The 15,738-nt window shown below is 65.7% G+C and carries 17 protein-coding genes; 11 read left to right on the forward strand and 6 right to left on the reverse strand.

The genetic code is table 11. From position 1 onward, the window contains the following. The first annotated feature begins 21 nt into the window (after nucleotides 1-21). The 6 genes from LN047_RS13105 (at nucleotide 22) to LN047_RS13130 (ending at nucleotide 5,963) form a co-directional block, all read left to right on the forward strand. Nucleotides 22-576 (forward strand): queuosine precursor transporter, encoded by a 555-nt coding sequence (locus LN047_RS13105; protein WP_180099412.1) that lies wholly within the window; start codon nucleotides 22-24, stop codon nucleotides 574-576. Nucleotides 577-1,029: 453 nt separating this feature from the next. After that, nucleotides 1,030-2,145: a high-affinity branched-chain amino acid ABC transporter substrate-binding protein gene (locus LN047_RS13110; protein ID WP_056317574.1), complete on the forward strand. Its 1,116-nt coding sequence runs from the start codon at nucleotides 1,030-1,032 to the stop codon at nucleotides 2,143-2,145. A gap of 191 nt (nucleotides 2,146-2,336) precedes the next feature. Further along, nucleotides 2,337-3,263: a high-affinity branched-chain amino acid ABC transporter permease LivH gene (gene livH / locus LN047_RS13115; RefSeq protein WP_056317577.1), complete on the forward strand. Its 927-nt coding sequence runs from the start codon at nucleotides 2,337-2,339 to the stop codon at nucleotides 3,261-3,263. Then, a complete protein-coding gene (locus LN047_RS13120) occupies nucleotides 3,263-4,498 on the forward strand; it encodes a high-affinity branched-chain amino acid ABC transporter permease LivM (RefSeq protein WP_062841127.1) in 1,236 nt (411 codons plus the stop codon). Before livH ends, LN047_RS13120 begins: the two co-directional genes overlap by 1 nt. Next, nucleotides 4,495-5,262 (forward strand): high-affinity branched-chain amino acid ABC transporter ATP-binding protein LivG, encoded by a 768-nt coding sequence (gene livG, locus LN047_RS13125; RefSeq protein ID WP_062841126.1) that lies wholly within the window; start codon nucleotides 4,495-4,497, stop codon nucleotides 5,260-5,262. The genes LN047_RS13120 and livG overlap by 4 nt, the downstream gene beginning before the upstream one ends. Further along, the gene (locus tag LN047_RS13130) at nucleotides 5,262-5,963 is read left to right on the forward strand and encodes an ABC transporter ATP-binding protein (protein WP_128829264.1); all 702 of its coding nucleotides are present in this window, start codon (nucleotides 5,262-5,264) and stop codon (nucleotides 5,961-5,963) included. Before livG ends, LN047_RS13130 begins: the two co-directional genes overlap by 1 nt. Nucleotides 5,964-6,231: 268 nt before the next feature. Here the strand turns inward: LN047_RS13130 and LN047_RS13135 are convergent, their stop codons facing one another. The 3 genes from LN047_RS13135 to LN047_RS13145 form a co-directional block, all read right to left on the reverse strand. Next, on the reverse strand, nucleotides 6,232-6,921 hold the full coding sequence (locus tag LN047_RS13135; RefSeq protein WP_373982129.1) for an aspartate/glutamate racemase family protein: 690 nt from the start codon (nucleotides 6,919-6,921) through the stop codon (nucleotides 6,232-6,234). A gap of 70 nt (nucleotides 6,922-6,991) precedes the next feature. Further along, on the reverse strand, nucleotides 6,992-8,443 hold the full coding sequence (locus LN047_RS13140; protein WP_373981960.1) for an amidohydrolase family protein: 1,452 nt from the start codon (nucleotides 8,441-8,443) through the stop codon (nucleotides 6,992-6,994). Nucleotides 8,444-8,452: 9 nt separating this feature from the next. Next, a complete protein-coding gene (locus LN047_RS13145) occupies nucleotides 8,453-9,430 on the reverse strand; it encodes a Bug family tripartite tricarboxylate transporter substrate binding protein (protein ID WP_373981961.1) in 978 nt (325 codons plus the stop codon). A gap of 119 nt (nucleotides 9,431-9,549) precedes the next feature. Here LN047_RS13145 and LN047_RS13150 point away from each other — a divergent pair, with 119 nt between their 5' ends. Continuing rightward, nucleotides 9,550-10,506, forward strand: a complete 957-nt coding sequence (locus tag LN047_RS13150; RefSeq protein ID WP_180099417.1) for a LysR family transcriptional regulator — start codon at nucleotides 9,550-9,552, stop codon at nucleotides 10,504-10,506. A 22-nt stretch (nucleotides 10,507-10,528) separates the two neighbouring features. Here LN047_RS13150 and LN047_RS13155 read toward each other — a convergent pair whose 3' ends face one another. Next, complete coding sequence (locus LN047_RS13155; RefSeq protein ID WP_373981962.1) at nucleotides 10,529-11,140, reverse strand: glutathione binding-like protein; 612 nt, start codon at nucleotides 11,138-11,140, stop codon at nucleotides 10,529-10,531. 151 nt (nucleotides 11,141-11,291) lie between these two features. Here LN047_RS13155 and LN047_RS13160 point away from each other — a divergent pair, with 151 nt between their 5' ends. Continuing rightward, the gene (locus LN047_RS13160) at nucleotides 11,292-12,455 is read left to right on the forward strand and encodes a PQQ-dependent sugar dehydrogenase (protein WP_373981963.1); all 1,164 of its coding nucleotides are present in this window, start codon (nucleotides 11,292-11,294) and stop codon (nucleotides 12,453-12,455) included. 5 nt (nucleotides 12,456-12,460) lie between these two features. After that, nucleotides 12,461-13,099 (forward strand): glutathione S-transferase family protein, encoded by a 639-nt coding sequence (locus tag LN047_RS13165; protein ID WP_373981964.1) that lies wholly within the window; start codon nucleotides 12,461-12,463, stop codon nucleotides 13,097-13,099. Between the two features lie 21 nt (nucleotides 13,100-13,120). On the opposite strand, the gene LN047_RS13170 is transcribed toward LN047_RS13165, so the two are convergent. Together LN047_RS13170 and LN047_RS13175 are read right to left on the reverse strand one after the other, a co-directional pair. Beyond that, nucleotides 13,121-14,029: a DMT family transporter gene (locus LN047_RS13170; protein WP_175235310.1), complete on the reverse strand. Its 909-nt coding sequence runs from the start codon at nucleotides 14,027-14,029 to the stop codon at nucleotides 13,121-13,123. Between the two features lie 59 nt (nucleotides 14,030-14,088). Then, entirely contained in the window at nucleotides 14,089-14,466 is a 378-nt protein-coding gene (locus tag LN047_RS13175; RefSeq protein ID WP_062841117.1) for a DUF423 domain-containing protein, read from the reverse strand. A 266-nt stretch (nucleotides 14,467-14,732) separates the two neighbouring features. Between LN047_RS13175 and LN047_RS13180 the strand changes: the two genes are divergently transcribed. Continuing rightward, nucleotides 14,733-15,203 (forward strand): antitoxin Xre/MbcA/ParS toxin-binding domain-containing protein, encoded by a 471-nt coding sequence (locus LN047_RS13180; protein WP_056318733.1) that lies wholly within the window; start codon nucleotides 14,733-14,735, stop codon nucleotides 15,201-15,203. Beyond that, the gene (locus LN047_RS13185; RefSeq protein WP_373981965.1) at nucleotides 15,200-15,712 is read left to right on the forward strand and encodes an RES family NAD+ phosphorylase; all 513 of its coding nucleotides are present in this window, start codon (nucleotides 15,200-15,202) and stop codon (nucleotides 15,710-15,712) included. Before LN047_RS13180 ends, LN047_RS13185 begins: the two co-directional genes overlap by 4 nt. Nucleotides 15,713-15,738 lie beyond the last annotated feature (26 nt).

Consider the following 15,738-nt stretch of genomic DNA (forward strand, 5'->3'; position numbering starts at 1 on the left):
GTGGGCGCCGGAGTGGGCGCGATGACCACGGCCGCCGCGCGCTTTCCCGCCATGACCCGCCTGCAGTTCGGCATCTCGGTGCTGTGCATGCTGGCCGTGGTGGTCGGCTCCAACATCCTGGTGCAGGTGCCGCTTAACGATTGGCTCACGTGGGGCGGGCTGTCTTACCCGGTGGCGTTCCTGGTCACCGACGTCCTGAACCGCCGCTTTGGTCCGGCCGCGGCCCGGCGTGTGGTGTGGTTCGGCTTTGCCGCCGCGCTCGCGGTGTCGGTGTGGGTGGCGTCTCCCCGCATCGCGCTGGCCTCGGGATTGGCCTATATATGTGCGCAGCTCGTCGACATTCAGGTGTTCGACCGCCTGCGCGACCAGCGTTGGTGGCGCGCGCCGCTGGCGTCGGGCGTGCTGGGCGCCATCCTGGATACGGCCGTGTTCTTCAGCGTGGCGTTCGCGGCCACCGGCGCGCCCTGGGTGACGTGGATGCTGGGCGACCTGGCCATCAAGCTGGTCGTCAATATCAGCATGCTGGCGCCGTTCCGGGCATTGATGTGGAATCTGGCAAGGCCCGCGAACGCCTGATTGCCCCCGTTTTTGTTCTTGAAGCCGCGCGTTCCTGGCTGCCTGCAGCGCAGGACGCGCGGCTTTTTATTAATGGCCGCGAGTATTAATTGATGCGGTTGTAGTAAGTCCTGCGTAAGGACTGTATTTAAATATGCGATTAAACGCCGTATTAATGATTTTTCATAAAAACCGGCAAGCATAAATCCCAGCGAAACGCCAGCCAACTTTGCGGTCGGAATTGCGATTTCTCCATTGATTTCACGCCTTTACGCGGGCTATGCGTCACGATTAAATGCCGCGCGTGAAATATTGGGGATTACACGCAGTGACAGTATGACGGCTTGCTTTCAGAATACCGCCCACACCGTGTTTTTGCCCAAGAAGCCGGCGACGGGCAATGCGGACAAAGGGGTACTCTCCCGATAAACCGTGTTGGACAGAGCCGCTCAAAACCTCGCTGGAGAACTCCGCATGAAGTTTCTGAATCGCCTTACCCCGGTAGCCATGGCGCTTGGGGCACTTGCCTTGGCTGGCGCCGCGCACGCCGCCGACACGATCAAGATCGGCATTCCCCAGCCCATGACCGGTCCCAACACGCAATACGGCGACCAGATCCAGGCCGGCGCGCTGACCGCCATCGAAACCATCAATGCCAAGGGCGGCGTCAAGGGCAAGAAGCTCGAACCCATCCTGATCGACGACGGCTGCGAACCCAAGCAGGCCGTGCCTGCCGCCAACCGCGTGGTCAACTCCGGCGCCAAGTTCGCCGTGGCCCATGCGTGCTCGGGCGTCACGGTTGCCGCCGTGAAGGTCTACGAGGAAGAGGGCATCGTCGGCATCACCCCGGGCGCCACGTCGCCCCTGGTCACCGACACCATCAAGCCGCATTTCTTCTTCCGCACGATCGGCCGCGACGACCAGCAAGGTCCGTACGCCGCCAACTACATCGCCAAGACGCTCAAGCCCCAGAAGGTCGCCGTGCTGCACGACAAGCAGACCTACGGTTCGGGCGTGGCCACCCAGGTCAAGGACGCGCTGGCCAAGCAGAACGTCAACGTCGCGATGTTCGAAGGCATCAACGTCGGCGACAGCGACTACTCGGCCATCATCACCAAGCTCAAGTCGGCTGGCGTCGATCTGGTGTATTTCGGCGGCTACCACCCCGAGCTCGGCCTGCTGCTGCGCCAGTCGCGTGAACAGGGCCTGAAGGTCCAGTTCATGGGTCCGGAAGGCACGGCCAACCAGGACCTGGTGGCAATCGCCGGCCCGGCCATCGAAGGCCTGCTCGTGACGCTGCCCGCCGACTTCACCAAGCTGCCGGGCAACGAAAGCATCGTCAAGGCCTTCAAGGACGCCAAGCGCGATCCGGACGGCGCCTTCCAGATGCCGGCCTACGCCGCGGTCCAGATCCTGGCCGACAGCATCAACGCCGTGGGCGAAGATCCCGCCAAGGTTGCCGACTACATGCACAAGACCACCTTCAATACCGGCATCGGCAAGGTCGAATACGATGCCAAGGGCGATCTGAAGGACTTCGAGTTCGCTGTCTATAAATGGGACAAGGACGGAAAGAAGACCCAGCTGTAAACTCGCGATCCCGCCGGCGTGTTGCCGGCGTGTAGGGCCTGCCGTCTCCGTCTTGCCGAAATCCGCGTAGCGATGCGCCAAAAGCGCTGTGCGGCCGGCAAGGCGGCGACGACAGGCCCTTATAAAATACGCCCAGGTTTCCGGCTCCGGGTCTCTCTACCGGGGCCGGAACCATTTGGAGCAATAGAATCATGTCTGATCTCATACCCCAACTGACCCAGCAATTCTTCAACGGATTGTCCCTGGGAGCGATCTATGCGTTGATCGCCATCGGCTACACAATGGTCTACGGCATCATCGGTATGATCAACTTCGCCCACGGCGAAATCTATATGATCGGCGCCTATGTGGGCCTGGTCACCTTGACGGCCATCGGCACCAATAGCGGATTGCCGACCCCCTTCATCATTGCGGCCATGCTGCTTGTGGCCATCACGGTCACCGGCATCTACGGCTTTTCGGTCGAGCGCGTGGCGTATCGTCCGGTGCGCGGCAGCCCCCGGCTGGTGGCGCTGATCTCCGCCATCGGGATGTCGATCTTCCTGCAGAACTGGGTGGCCCTCGGTCAGGGCGCGCGCGACATGGCCGTGCCTTCGCTGGTGTCCGGCGCCGTGCAGTTCCACATGGGATCGGACTTCGACGTGACGGTGCCGTATTCGCGCATCATGATCATCGTGGTCACTGTGGTGCTGATGATCGGGCTGACGCTGTTCATCAAATACTCCCGCATGGGCCGTGCCTCTCGCGCCTGCTCGCAGGACATGCACATGGCCAATCTGCTGGGCATCGACACCAACCGCGTGATCTCGTTCACGTTCGTGATGGGCGCGATCCTGGCGGCGGTGGGCGGCGTGCTGATCGCCATCACCATCGGCAAGCTCAATCCCTTCATCGGCTTTCTGGCGGGCATCAAGGCCTTTACGGCGGCGGTGCTGGGCGGTATCGGCAGCATTCCTGGCGCGATGCTGGGCGGTGTGCTGCTGGGCCTGGCCGAGACCTTCGCGGCCGCGTACATCTCGTCGCAGTACAAGGACATCGTGGCGTTCTCGCTGCTGGTCCTGATTCTGCTGTTCCGTCCCACCGGGCTGCTGGGCAAACCTGAGGTGGAAAAAGTCTGATGTCGACCAACAATCTCAAAAACGCCACGATGGCGGCCGTGCTGACGGCGGTCATCGTCACCCCGGTCTTTGGCCTGCAGCTCATCCGCCAGGGTGCGCGCACGTCGATGGAGTCGAACTGGTCGCTGGTGGCGCTGGCCGCCGCCGTGGTGTTCGTCTTCCAGCTGCTGCGGCCCTGGCTGGCCATTCCGTTCAAAAAGCTCAAGACCGGCCTGCCGACGCTGTCCTCCGCGCCGGCCAGGAACCACAAGCCGCTGATGATCCTGCTGCTGGCCATCGCGGTGATCTGGCCGTTCTTCGCGGGGCGCAGTTCCGTGGATATCGCCACGCTGGTGCTGATCTACGTGATGCTGGGCCTGGGCCTGAACATCGTGGTGGGCTTTGCGGGGCTGCTGGACCTGGGCTTCGTGGGCTTTTACGCGGTGGGCGCCTATACCTACGCACTGCTCTACCACTGGGGCGGCTGGAGCTTCTGGGAAGCGCTGCCGTTTGCCGGCGCCATGTCCGCGCTGTTCGGCTTTGTGCTGGGCTTTCCCGTGTTGCGGCTGCGCGGCGACTACCTGGCCATCGTGACGCTGGGTTTCGGTGAAATCATCCGTCTGTTGCTGATCAACCTGAATACGGTCACTGGCGGTCCCGACGGGATTTCCGGTATCCCGAAGCCCACGTTCTTCGGCCTGGAAATGACGCGCCGCGCCAGCACCGAGGGCGACACGACGTTCCACGACTTCTTCGGGCTGACGTTCCAGAACCAGGACATGGTTATCTATCTGTACATGATGGCGCTGCTGCTGGCGCTGGTAACGCTGTTCGTGTCCACGCGCCTGATCCGCATGCCGGTCGGCCGCGCCTGGGAGGCGCTGCGCGAGGACGAGATCGCCTGCCGTTCGCTGGGCCTGAACCCCACGCGCATCAAGCTGTCCGCGTTCACGCTGGGCGCCATGTTTGCCGGCTTTGGCGGCGCGTTCTTCGCGGCGCGCCAGGGCATGGTGAATCCGGAGTCCTTCACGTTCATCGAATCCGCGCTGATCCTGGCGATCGTGGTGCTGGGGGGCATGGGTTCTCAGGTAGGCGTGATCCTCGCTGCCATCCTGCTGACCGTGCTGCCCGAGCTGGCGCGCGAGTTCGCCGAATACCGGATGCTGATGTTCGGTCTGGTGATGGTGTTGATGATGATGTGGCGTCCGCAGGGGTTGTTGCCCATGAAGCGTCCCCACGTGGAGCTGGCTAAATGAGCGAGGCATTGCTGAAAGTTTCCGGCCTGACCATGCGGTTCGGCGGCCTCCTGGCCGTCGATAGCGTGGGTTTCGAGGTCATGACCGACGAGGTCTTTGCCATCATCGGCCCGAACGGCGCCGGCAAGACCACCGTCTTCAACTGCGTGGGCGGGTTCTACGCGCCCACCGCCGGCGAGATCATCATGGACGGCAAGCCCATCACGGGTCTTGCCAGCCACAAGGTGGCGCGCCACGGCCTGGTGCGCACGTTCCAGAACGTGCGCCTGTTCAAACAGCTCACGGTGTTGGAAAACCTGCTGGTTGCGCAGCACACGCAGGTGGAATCGCGCCTGTTGCCTGGGCTGCTCAAGACCAAGGGCTATCGCCAGTCCGAATCCGAGGCGTTGTCCCGCGCGGCGCAGTGGCTGGACTTCATGGGCTTGCGGGAATTCGCCAACCGCGAAGCCGGCAATCTGGCCTACGGCCACCAGCGGCGCCTGGAGATCGCGCGCTGCATGATCACCAAGCCGCGCCTCTTGATGCTGGACGAACCCGCGGCAGGTCTGAATCCGCAAGAAAAGCGCGACCTGCAATCGCTCATCGACCAGCTGCGGCGCGAATTCGGCGTCGCGGTGCTGCTGATCGAGCACGACATGAGCCTCATCATGGGCATTTCGGACCGGATTCTGGTCATGGAACACGGCAAGCCCATCACGACCGGCACCCCGGATCAGGTGCGCAACGACGAGCGCGTCATCAAGGCGTATCTGGGGGAGGAATGATGCTCAAGCTGGAAAATATACACACCTTCTACGGCGCCATTCAGGCATTGAACGGCGTGTCGGTCGAAGTGAACCAGGGCGAGATCGTCACGCTGATCGGCGCCAACGGCGCGGGCAAGACGACGCTGCTGATGACGGTCTGCGGCAATCCGCGTGCGCGCGAAGGCAAGATCACGTTCGAAGGCGAAGACATCACGAACAAGGACACGCACCACATCATGCGCAGTGGCATCGCCATTTCGCCTGAAGGCCGTCGCGTGTTCAAGGACCTGACCGTCGCCGAGAACCTGATGATGGGCGGCTTCTTTTCCAAGCGCGACGAGATCGAGGCGGGCATCGACCACGTCTACGGCTTGTTCCCGCGCTTGAAAGAGCGCGCCAGCCAGCGTGCCGGCCTGATGTCGGGCGGCGAGCAGCAGATGCTGGCCATCGGCCGCGCGCTGATGACCCGGCCGCGCCTGCTGTTGCTGGACGAACCGACGCTGGGCCTGGCCCCGCTGGTGATCGCCCAGATCTTCGACATCATTCGCGAGATCCGGGAGCAGGGCGTGACCGTGTTCCTGGTCGAGCAGAATGCGAACAAGGCGCTGGGCGTGGCGGACCGCGGCTACGTGCTGGAAAACGGCCGCGTGGTCCTGCAGGACACCGGCGCCAATCTGCTGGTCAACGATCAGGTCCGCAAGGCTTACCTGGGCGGTTGACCTCTTCCCCGCGAAGGAAGTGGGCGCATCGAAAGGTGCGCCTTTTTTTGCGTCTGGCGGGGGGGCATTGTGGCCGGTGTCTGACACCCTTGAGACATTGCGGCTAACTCGAGGTCATCTCCGCAGGGTGTCAGACACCTTATGAAAGATGCGCCTTCTTTTTTTTTGCGTCTGGCGGGGGGGGGCATTGCGGCCGGTGTCTGACACCCTTGAGACATTGCGGCTAACTCGAGGTCATCTCCGCAGGGTGTCAGACACCTTATGCAACTTACGCGGCGATCCGTTCCGCGGGCTGGTCGGCCTGGTAGTGCGCGATGGCGGCGCGGGCCAGGGCGTCGATGGAGTCGGTGAGGGTCACGCCCAGGCTGGGGCGCAGGGCGTGCGGAACGGCCAGGGGCAGTTCCGTGCAGCCCAGGACGACGGCGTCGGCGCCGCGCGCCTTCAAACGGGCGATGCACTCGGCGGCGGGGGCGAAGGCGTCTTCGAGCTGGTTGCCCTTGACCGCGCGGATCGAGCCCATGCAGAAGCGTTCGACTTCGTCCTCGTCAGGCACGATGCACTCGTAGCCCTGGGCTTCGAGGTGCCGCTGGTACAGGCCAAGCTTTAGCGTGGCGGCGGTGCCCATCAGGCCGATGCGGCCGCGGGGCAGGCCCAGACGGCGCAGGTCTTCGATGACCGCCTCGATGATGTGGAGCACCGGCACGCCGGTGGACGCGGCGATCTCGTCGAACCACAGGTGGGCGGTGTTGCACGGGATGGCGATGAGCCGGGCGCCGGCCTGTTCCAGGAAGCGCACGCCGTCGACCATGTGGGGCAGCGGATTTTCGCCGCCAGCCATGTAGGCGCTGGACCGGTCGGGAATGCGCGGATCGTTGCGCAGCAGGGTGGGGATGTGTTGCTGGTCAACCGTGGCAGGCGTCAGCGCCGCCAGGCGGAGGGCAAAGGCCGCGCCGGCCATGGGCCCCATTCCGCCCAATACACCCAGGTAGCAGCCCTGGGAAAACGTCTTCACTTTAAGTACTCCGTGCTCATGCTTGACCGGGCGACAGGACCTGACCCGGGCGTTCGGCGCCGGTCCGTTCCCCGTCCCAGACCTGCCTGCCGTTGACCCACACGGCGTGGATGCCCCGGCTTGCCTGAATGGGCGCTGAAAAAGTGGCCACGTCGGTGACGGTGGCGGGATCGAACAGCACCAGGTCAGCATGATACCCCTCCCGGAGCAGGCCGCGTTCGGCCACGCCGTACTGGCCGGCGGCCAAACCCGTCATCTTGTGGATGGCCGATTCCAGGGACAACAGGTTCTGCTCGCGCACCATCGTGCGCAGGACGTTGGTGAAGGTGCCCCACTGGCGGGGGTGCGGATGGGGATCGAAGGGCAGCCCGTCCGAGCCGACCATGGTCAGCGGATGGGCAAAGATGCGGTTGACGTCGGCGGGATCCATCAGGAAGTAGATGGCGCCGGCCGGGGCCAGGCGGGCCACGGCGGCCTCGTCGTCCAGGCCCAGTTCGGCCATCACTTCGCTGAAGTCGCGGCCCGTCGCTTCGGGGTAGCCCTTGGACCAGGTGATCATCGTCCGGCTGGCAAGCCGCGCGCGATCGAGCCGCAGCATGGTGGAGGTGGCGGGGTAGGGGTGGCAGTCCAGGCAGACGGGCTGCGAGGCCGCGGCGCGGCTGATGAGGTCCAGCGTTTCGCGGGTGCGCCCGTGGTTGCGTTCGCCCGCCAGCTTGTGGTGCGAGAAGACGACGCGGCAATCGATTTCGCGACCGATGTGCAGCGCCTCTTCGATGGCCGGCACGATGTGATCGGCCTCGTCGCGCAGGTGGGTGGCATAGATGCAGGCGCGGCCGCGCAGCGGCTGGCACACGTCGACGATCTCGTCCGTGGGCGCGGCGCTGGCCGGCGGATAGAAGGTGCCGGTGGACACACCGAAGGCGCCGGCGTCCAGCGCTTCCTGCATGAGTTCGCGCATGGCGGCGCGTTCCGCGTCGTTGGCAGCGCGCGATGTGTCGTCCATGACGGCGACGCGCAAGGTGGTGTGCCCCACCAGCGGAATCACGTTGACTGCGGCGGGCGTGTCGCGCAGCGCGTCCATCCAGGACCGGAAGGTGGCAAAGCGAAAGAGCGACGGCGGGCCCAGCAGGTCCAGCGGCTGCGGGATCTGCGTGCGCGCCAGGGGCGCCAGGCTGATCCCGCAGTTGCCGGTGACGACCGTGGTGATGCCTTGCGACACCTTGGGCAGCATGTCGGGATGGGCCAGCAGATACCCGTCGTCGTGGGTGTGCGAGTCGATGAAGCCCGGCGCCAGGACCAGGCCCCTGCCATCGATGACCGGCGCGCCGGCGGGATGGGCAAAGCTGCCCACCGCCTCGATGCGCCCGCCGCGCACGGCCAGGTCGCCGGCGGTGGCGGGCCCGCCCGATCCGTCGATGAGCGTGGCGCCCGCGACGATGAAGTCAGCCTGCAAGGTGTCTGCCGTCATGAAGAATGCTCAGTCGAGTTTTTCGATGGCGGCGTTGTCGATGATCTGCTGCCACTTGGCGGTTTCGCGATCGATCAGCTGCTTGAACTCGGCGGGCGAGCCGGACGCCGGTTCGGCGCCCAGCGTCGCCAGGCCCTGGCGCACTTCCGGCGCCTGCAGCGCCTTCTGGATGGCGGCGTTCAGCGTGGCGACCACGTCATCGGGCGTGCCCTTGGGCGCCACGACGCCACCCCAGGCGACCGTCTCGTAACCCTTCAGGCCGGATTCGTCCAGCGTCGGCACGTCGGGCATCAGCGACAGGCGCTTCAGGCTGCTGACGCCGATGGCGCGGACCTTGCCGCTCTTGACGAGCGGTGCGGCTTCCGAGGTGTTGACGAACAGGTAGTCCAGGCGGCCGCCAAGCAGATCCTGGATGGCGGCGGGGCCGCCGTTATAGGGGATGAACATCACGTCCAGCTTGGCCATGCTCTTGAAGAGCTCGCCGCCCATGTGGCCGGTGGTGCCCACGCCCGAGGCGCCGTACGACAGGCGGCCCGGCTCATTGCGGGCGCGGTCGATCAGGTCTTGCACGCTCTTGATGGGCGATTCGGCCGGCACGATCAGCGCGTTATAGAGGTCGAACATGTGCGCGACAGGCGTCAGGTCCTTGTCCACGTCGTACGGCAGGCGCTTGAAGAGCGAACGGTTGACCGCCAGGGTGTTGATGTTGCCGTAGCCGACGGTATAGCCGTCCGGGGCCGCGCGCTTGATGAGCGCGATGCCGATGTTGCCGGCCGCGCCGGGGCGGTTCTCGACGACCATCGTGGCGCCGGTGTCGCGGGCCATCTGGGTCGTGATCAGGCGCGACAGCACGTCGGGCGATCCGCCGGCGGCGGACGGGACCACGAAGGTGATGGGCTTGTCGGGATAGCCGGCGGCCGAGGCGGCGCCGATGAAGGCGACGCTGAGCGCCGCCATGGAAAGACTGCGAAGGAGCGTGCTGCGCATGATGGATTTCCCCTGGTTTTGTTTTGTGGAGCGGGCAGATTACACCTGGGCATGCGGCACTGCGTCATCGAAAAATGTCTCAAACCTATAATCCCCCGTTATCGGAATAGGGGAAAAAAATGGATGCGGATGCGTATGCCGACGAGGTCGGCCCCAGCGCCGGAAGGCCACTGAACCTGCGTCAGATCGAGGTGTTCCGGGCGATCATGATGGCCGGGTCGATCAGCGGGGCGGGGCGCATGCTGCATGTGTCGCAGCCGGCGGTGAGCCGGGTGCTGGCGCTGACGGAAAGCCGCCTGGGCTACAGGCTGTTCGAGCGCGTCAAGAGCCGGCTGTCGCCCACCGCCGAAGCCCGGCGCCTGTATGCCGAGGTCGAGCAGGTGTATGGCGGCATTCAGCGGGTGAACGACCTGGCCGCCAGCCTCGGCCAGTCGGGCGCGGGGATGCTGAAGATCGTGGCCAGCGCCAGTTTCGGGCAGCGCCTGATCCCGATGGCGCTTGAGCGGTTTCGCGGCCGCAATGCAGGCGCGCGCGTCGATTACCGCAGCGTGACTTTCGATGAATTGGCGGCGTATTTCCTGTCGGGTCAGGCCGATATCGGCATTTCCATGCAGCCGCCGGATCATCCCAACCTGACGTCCGTGCGGCTGGCGCGCGTGCCGGTGGTCTGCGTGCTGCCGCCCGGGCATCCGCTGGCCAGTCATGAGGTGGTGCTGCCGGAAGACTTTTCGTCGGCGGCGTGGATCGGCTATCCGCGCGACACGCCGCTAGGACGCGCGCTGCAGCCATTCTTTGGAGACGGCCCGCGCTGCGCGGCTGCGGTCGAGGTGCATTCGCCCGTGACGGCCTGTTCGTTCGTGCAGCAGGGGCTGGGACCGGCGCTGGTCGACGCGTGGTGCGTCACGCCGGACCAGGCTGCCCACATGGCGCTTCGCCCGATCGAGCCCGAGGCCAGCGTGGAAATCTGGGCGACGCATTCCAACCTGAGTGCGCCGCCCTTGCTGGCGCGGCGCTTCCTGGCCGCCGTGAAAAAGATCCTGGAAAGCGAGACGCTGCCCGGCGCGGCGCCTGCGTAGGCGAGCCGGGCAGCGGCAGCCGTTACAGGCCTTCGGCCTTGAGCGCAGCCTGCACGCCCGCGTCGGCCTGCATGCGTTTGAAGAACGCTTGCAGATGGTTCAGGCCGGACAGGTCGATTTCCTTTGCGTGGGCCCAGCGCAGCACGACAAACAGATACGCGTCCGCCACAGACGGCGCGGCGCCGGCCAGATAGGACTTGCCCGCCAGTTGCGCATCCAGCTGTCCGAACAGCTTGGTCAGAAGCGCCGACGCGGAGCCCGCCAATTCCTTTTGCGCGCCTTCGTCCTTCAGGTAGCGCTGCGCGCCGAACAGCAGCGAGAAGGTCTTGTGGACGTCGGAATTGATGAAGCCGACCCAGCGGCGCACTTCGGCGCGCGAACGCGCGGTGCCGTCGCCCAGCAGGGAGATTTCCGGGGCCTGTTCGGCGAGGTATTCCAGGATGGCGACATTCTGCGTGAGGGTCCAGTCACCATCGGTCAGCGCGGGCACGGCGCCCAGCGGATTGATCCGCAGAAACTCCGGCTCCTTCAGCGCTTCACGGCTGAGTTTATGCGTCTCGTACGGCTTGCCGATCCACTCGAGGACGATGTGGGAAGCGAGCGAGCACGCGCCGGGCATGTAGTACAGTTTCATCTGGTCGAGTCTCCTGAGAGCAAGAACGGGAGAGCTCCCGTCCGTGGGCGCTATGGTACGCCAACCGGGTGTGCCAATTGCGAGCGGCCCCCGCGTCTCACTGTCATGCCTTGCGCGCCTGCTTTTCAATCTGTCGCCGCCGGAGATGTCCATGCAGTCACGCACCGCCGCGAGCACGCGCGCAATTCCCCTGATCCTGTCCTTGGCCGTGGCCTTTGCGGCCGCGCCCGCCGTTGCACAAGCCTCGCAGGAACCGCCGTCGGCGCCCGCCCGCGTGACGCCGGTGGTCGGCGGTCTGGATCACCCCTGGTCCATGGCGTTCCTGCCCGATGGCGGCATCCTGATCACCGAACGGCCCGGGAACCTGCGGCTGCTGCGCACGCCCGGCGGGCTGTCCAAGCCGCTCTCTGGCGTGCCGCAGGTTGCCGCGCGCGGTCAAGGGGGACTGCTCGACGTGGCGCTGTCGCCTGACTTTGCGACCGACCGCTACGTGTATCTGGCGTATGCGGAGTCGGATGGCGACAAGAGCGGCACGGCCGTGGGGCGCGGGCGGCTGGCCGATGACGCCAGCGGCCTTGAGGGATTCAAGGTGCTGTTCCGCCAGGAACCCAAGCTGTCGTCCGGCCAGCATTTCGGATCGCGCCTGGTGTTCGACGGCAAGGGCTACCTGTATATCGCGCTGGGCGAGAACAATCAGCGCCCGACGGCACAAGACCTGGACAAGCTGCAAGGCAAGGTCGTGCGGCTCAAGACGGATGGCTCCGTGCCGGCGGACAATCCCTTCGTGGGTAAGCCGGGCGCGCGCCCCGAGATCTGGTCATACGGCCATCGCAATCCGCAGGGCATGGCGCTCAATCCCTGGACTGGCGAGCTCTGGGAAAACGAACACGGGCCGCGTGGCGGCGACGAGATCAATGTCGTGAAGCCGGGCAAGAATTACGGCTGGCCGCTGGCTACCTACGGCATCAACTATTCGGGCTTCGCCATTCCGGAAGCCAAGGGCGAAACCCTGCCGGGCATGGAATCGCCGATCTTCTGGTGGCCGAAATCGCCCGCCATCAGCGGCATGGCGTTCTACGACGCGGACCGGTTTCCGGCCTGGCGCAATTCGCTTTTCATCGGCGCGCTGGGCAATCAGAACCTCATCCGCCTGACCGTCGACGGCAATCGCGTGGTCGAGAAGGAACGGCTGCTGGTCGACCGCAAGCGGCGGATCCGGGACGTGCGGCAGGGGCCGGACGGTTATGTGTATGTGTTGACGGACGCCTCGCCTGGCGAATTGCTGCGGGTAGCGCCGGCCGAAACGGGAGGGTGATGGACATGAAATCCTACGAGCTCATCGAGTCTGCGGGTTGCGGCTCGGCCATTGTCGAGATGGCGCTGGTGCTGGCCAATGTGCCGCATACGCTGACGGATGTGCCATATCTGAAGCCGGGTCCCGAGCGGGACCGGCTTTTGCATCTGAATCCGCTGGGGCAGGTGCCCACGCTCATCCTGCCCGACGGCGAGGTGATGACCGAAAGCGCGGCGATGATCCTGCACCTGAACGATGTGGCGCCGCAGGCCGGGCTGGCGCCCGCGCCGGACAAGCCGGAGCGGGCGCGATTTCTTAACCTGCTGATGCGGCTGGTGGCGGCGGTGTATCCCACCTTCACCTACGGCGATGAGCCCGCGCAATGGACGACGCCGGGCGCGGGGGCCGACCTGCTGCGTGAGCGCGTGCACACGCGCCGCGCCGAGCTGTGGCAGGAACTTGAACGCCAGGCCGGCGCGCCGCACATGCTGGGGCGGCGCTTTTCGGCATTGGACCTGTATGTGACGGTCATGACGCACTGGCGTCCGGGACCGTCGTGGTTCGGCGCCATGTGCCCGGCGCTGACGGCGGTGGCGCGCGAGGCCGAACAAGAGCCGAACGTCGCAAAGGTGTTGCAGCGGCACTTTCCGCCGCCCACCGAATAGTGCTGGCGGGCAGGGCGGCCGTCAGCGCGCGGCGCGGCGGCGCGACTTGCCCCGCGCCTCGCGAACGGCGATGTACACGCCGCTGCCTGCAATGAAGACGGCGCCCAGGTACGCGTAGGCGTCGGGCGCCTCACGCCAGAAGATCCATCCGAGGATCGTGGCCCAGACGAGACCCGTGTAGTCAAAGGGGGCGACGACGGACGCCGGTCCGATACGGAATCCCTGCGTGATCAGTGTCAGTCCCAATGTGCTGAACAAGGCCACCGCGCCGAAGTACGGCAGGTCTTCGGCGGCCGGCGCGCGCCAGACCCACGCCAGCCCCAGCGAGCTCCACACCAGTTGGCCCAGCACGATGTAGAAGGTGATGGTCAGCATGCCTTCGGCACGATTGATGCCGCGCGCCGTGATCATCATGACCGCGTAGAGCAGGGCGGTGGTCAGCGGCAGCAATGTGGCCGCCTGAAAGGCCTGCGTGCCGGGGCGCACCACGATCAGCACGCCCGCAAAACCCGCCAGCACGGCCAGCCAGCGCTTGCCGTCCACGCGTTCCTTCAGGATCAGAACGGAAAGCGCCGTGACGAACAGCGGCGCGGCAAACGCGATGGCGGTGGCCTCGGCCAGCGGCAACGCCTGCAATCCCAGGTAGAAGCAACTGGCCGAGATAACGTTGATGGCGCCGCGCGTCAGGTGCAGTCCGGGATGCATCGTGCGCAGCACTCGGCGGCCGCCCAGCCACAACGCCAGCGCGGTCACGAAAGGCAGCGCGATCAGCGCGCGCATGAAGAGGATCTGCAGCGGGTTGTACGTTGCGCCCAGCCACTTCGCGCTGGCGTCGCTGAGGGTCAGAAAGAAGATGCCGCCCGCCACGCAGGCGATGCCTGCGGCGGCGGAGTGTTCACGGACGGCGGGTAATGCGGTGGTTGGGGACATCAGAGACCTGCAAGGGCGGCGGTTCCTGCCGCCGGGAATGAATCACGGGAAGTACGGGTTCAGGGCTGCGCGCGGTAGGCAGCCCAGGCGACCATGGCCCACGCGGCCAGGAATGCCGTTCCGCCAAACGGCGTGACGGCGCCCAGCCAGCCTTTGCCGGTCAGCGTCAGCACATACAGGCTGCCCGAAAACAGCACGATGCCGACAAACATCACGACGCCTGCCGCCGACAGCAGGGGCGAGCCGAAACGCGCGCCGAGCAGCGCGATGACGAAAAGGCCCAGGGCGTGGACCAAGTGGTACATCACCCCGGTCTGCCAGACGGCCAGCATTTCTGGCGTCAGGATGCGCTTGAGGCCATGCGCGCCGAAGGCACCGGCGCCCACCGCCACCATGAGATTGAGCGCCGCGAGTATCGTGAGCTGCCGGTCCGTCATTGCCTGTCCTTGAGAGAAATGCGAGGGGGTAAATTTGCCGCCGCCTATGATAGGCCGAAACAGGGGGCGTGACGGGCGGCGCGCCACGTCCAACGGAAGCGCCGCCGCTTGGCACTGCGATGCCGGGTATGTGCCATGGAGGCGGCCGGCAGCGCCTTGCGCGTGTATTTCCAAATGGGATATTATAAATTCAATTTGGTAATTCAGCCGCTCATGGCGTGGCCGGTCCCCCGGTTGCCGCCCGTGCGCGGCGCCCGGAGCAGACCATGACCATCGCCCTTGCCGATAAATCGCCGACCAAGCGCGGCGCCACCGCCAAGCGTCCGCCGCGCGCCCGGCAGCTGTTTCGCGGCCTGGTCGACAGCCCCCTGACCGACATCGCGCGCGACGTGCATCGCGGCCTGCCTGCGCAGATGGTCGACGATGCGGCCGATTATCTGCAGGTCCCCAAGTCCGAGATCATGGCCATCACGGAGGTCAAGGCGGCGTCGCTGTCGCGGTGGACGCGTGAAGGCCAGGCGCTGCCGCTTGGCGAATCCGACCGGCTAGCCCGCGTCGCCCGCGTGGTGCGCGTTGCGCGCCAGGTGCTGGGCAGCGACGAGGAAGCGGTGCTGTGGCTGAACACGCCCGTGCCCGCCCTGGGCAACGTCAAGCCGCTCTCGCTTCTGACCTCGGACGCCAGCAGCCGCATCGTCGAAGACACGCTTGCCCGTGCCGCAGCGGGCGTCTACGCATGACGGACTACGTTTCGCTCTGGCGCATCGGCACCACGGCGGGCAAATACCGGGCGGACGACCTGAGCGGCGCTGGCGCAGCCGCCGTGGGCGGCCGTTACAACAGCCCGGGCACGCCGGTCGTGTATGCCTCGGCCAGCGTCGCGCTGTCGGTGCTGGAAACGGTGGTGCACTTTGCCGCGCGCGCGTCCCAGCAGGCGAACCGCTATCTGATCGAACTGGCCGTGCCCACTGCCGTCTTCGAAGCGCGCCAGTCGCTGTCGATGGCGCAGCTTCAGGACGACTATCCGTTCTGGGATGCGGTGCCCTTCGCGGAGGCCTCGCAGGCCGTGGGCGATAACTGGGTGGCGTCGGGCGTATCGGCGCTGCTGGAACTGCCCAGCGCCATCGTCCCGTATCGCGGCGTGCCGGACTGCAATTTTCTCGTCAACCCGGCGCATCCGGATGCCGAGCACATCGTGGTGGTGCGGCGCGAACGCTTCATCTACGATCCGCGCCTGCGGCCCGCATAGCTTTCAATACACGACGCGCCCGATGC

The sequence above is a fragment of the Achromobacter sp. JD417 genome (genome assembly GCF_041879325.1).
Classification (GTDB): domain Bacteria; phylum Pseudomonadota; class Gammaproteobacteria; order Burkholderiales; family Burkholderiaceae_B; genus Achromobacter; species Achromobacter mucicolens.

Coding starts and splice junctions, on each gene's coding strand:
- LN047_RS13105 (WP_180099412.1), top strand. CDS start 22: ATGACCACGGCCGCCGCGCGCTTTCCCGCCATGACCCGCCTGCAGTTC.
- LN047_RS13110 (WP_056317574.1), top strand. CDS start 1,030: ATGAAGTTTCTGAATCGCCTTACCCCGGTAGCCATGGCGCTTGGGGCA.
- livH (WP_056317577.1), top strand. CDS start 2,337: ATGTCTGATCTCATACCCCAACTGACCCAGCAATTCTTCAACGGATTG.
- LN047_RS13120 (WP_062841127.1), top strand. CDS start 3,263: ATGTCGACCAACAATCTCAAAAACGCCACGATGGCGGCCGTGCTGACG.
- livG (WP_062841126.1), top strand. CDS start 4,495: ATGAGCGAGGCATTGCTGAAAGTTTCCGGCCTGACCATGCGGTTCGGC.
- LN047_RS13130 (WP_128829264.1), top strand. CDS start 5,262: ATGCTCAAGCTGGAAAATATACACACCTTCTACGGCGCCATTCAGGCA.
- LN047_RS13135 (WP_373982129.1), bottom strand. CDS start 6,921: ATGGCCGGCGCGGCCTTTGCCCTCCGCCTGGCGGCGCTGACGCCTGCC.
- LN047_RS13140 (WP_373981960.1), bottom strand. CDS start 8,443: ATGACGGCAGACACCTTGCAGGCTGACTTCATCGTCGCGGGCGCCACG.
- LN047_RS13145 (WP_373981961.1), bottom strand. CDS start 9,430: ATGCGCAGCACGCTCCTTCGCAGTCTTTCCATGGCGGCGCTCAGCGTC.
- LN047_RS13150 (WP_180099417.1), top strand. CDS start 9,550: ATGGATGCGGATGCGTATGCCGACGAGGTCGGCCCCAGCGCCGGAAGG.
- LN047_RS13155 (WP_373981962.1), bottom strand. CDS start 11,140: ATGAAACTGTACTACATGCCCGGCGCGTGCTCGCTCGCTTCCCACATC.
- LN047_RS13160 (WP_373981963.1), top strand. CDS start 11,292: ATGCAGTCACGCACCGCCGCGAGCACGCGCGCAATTCCCCTGATCCTG.
- LN047_RS13165 (WP_373981964.1), top strand. CDS start 12,461: ATGAAATCCTACGAGCTCATCGAGTCTGCGGGTTGCGGCTCGGCCATT.
- LN047_RS13170 (WP_175235310.1), bottom strand. CDS start 14,029: ATGTCCCCAACCACCGCATTACCCGCCGTCCGTGAACACTCCGCCGCC.
- LN047_RS13175 (WP_062841117.1), bottom strand. CDS start 14,466: ATGACGGACCGGCAGCTCACGATACTCGCGGCGCTCAATCTCATGGTG.
- LN047_RS13180 (WP_056318733.1), top strand. CDS start 14,733: ATGACCATCGCCCTTGCCGATAAATCGCCGACCAAGCGCGGCGCCACC.
- LN047_RS13185 (WP_373981965.1), top strand. CDS start 15,200: ATGACGGACTACGTTTCGCTCTGGCGCATCGGCACCACGGCGGGCAAA.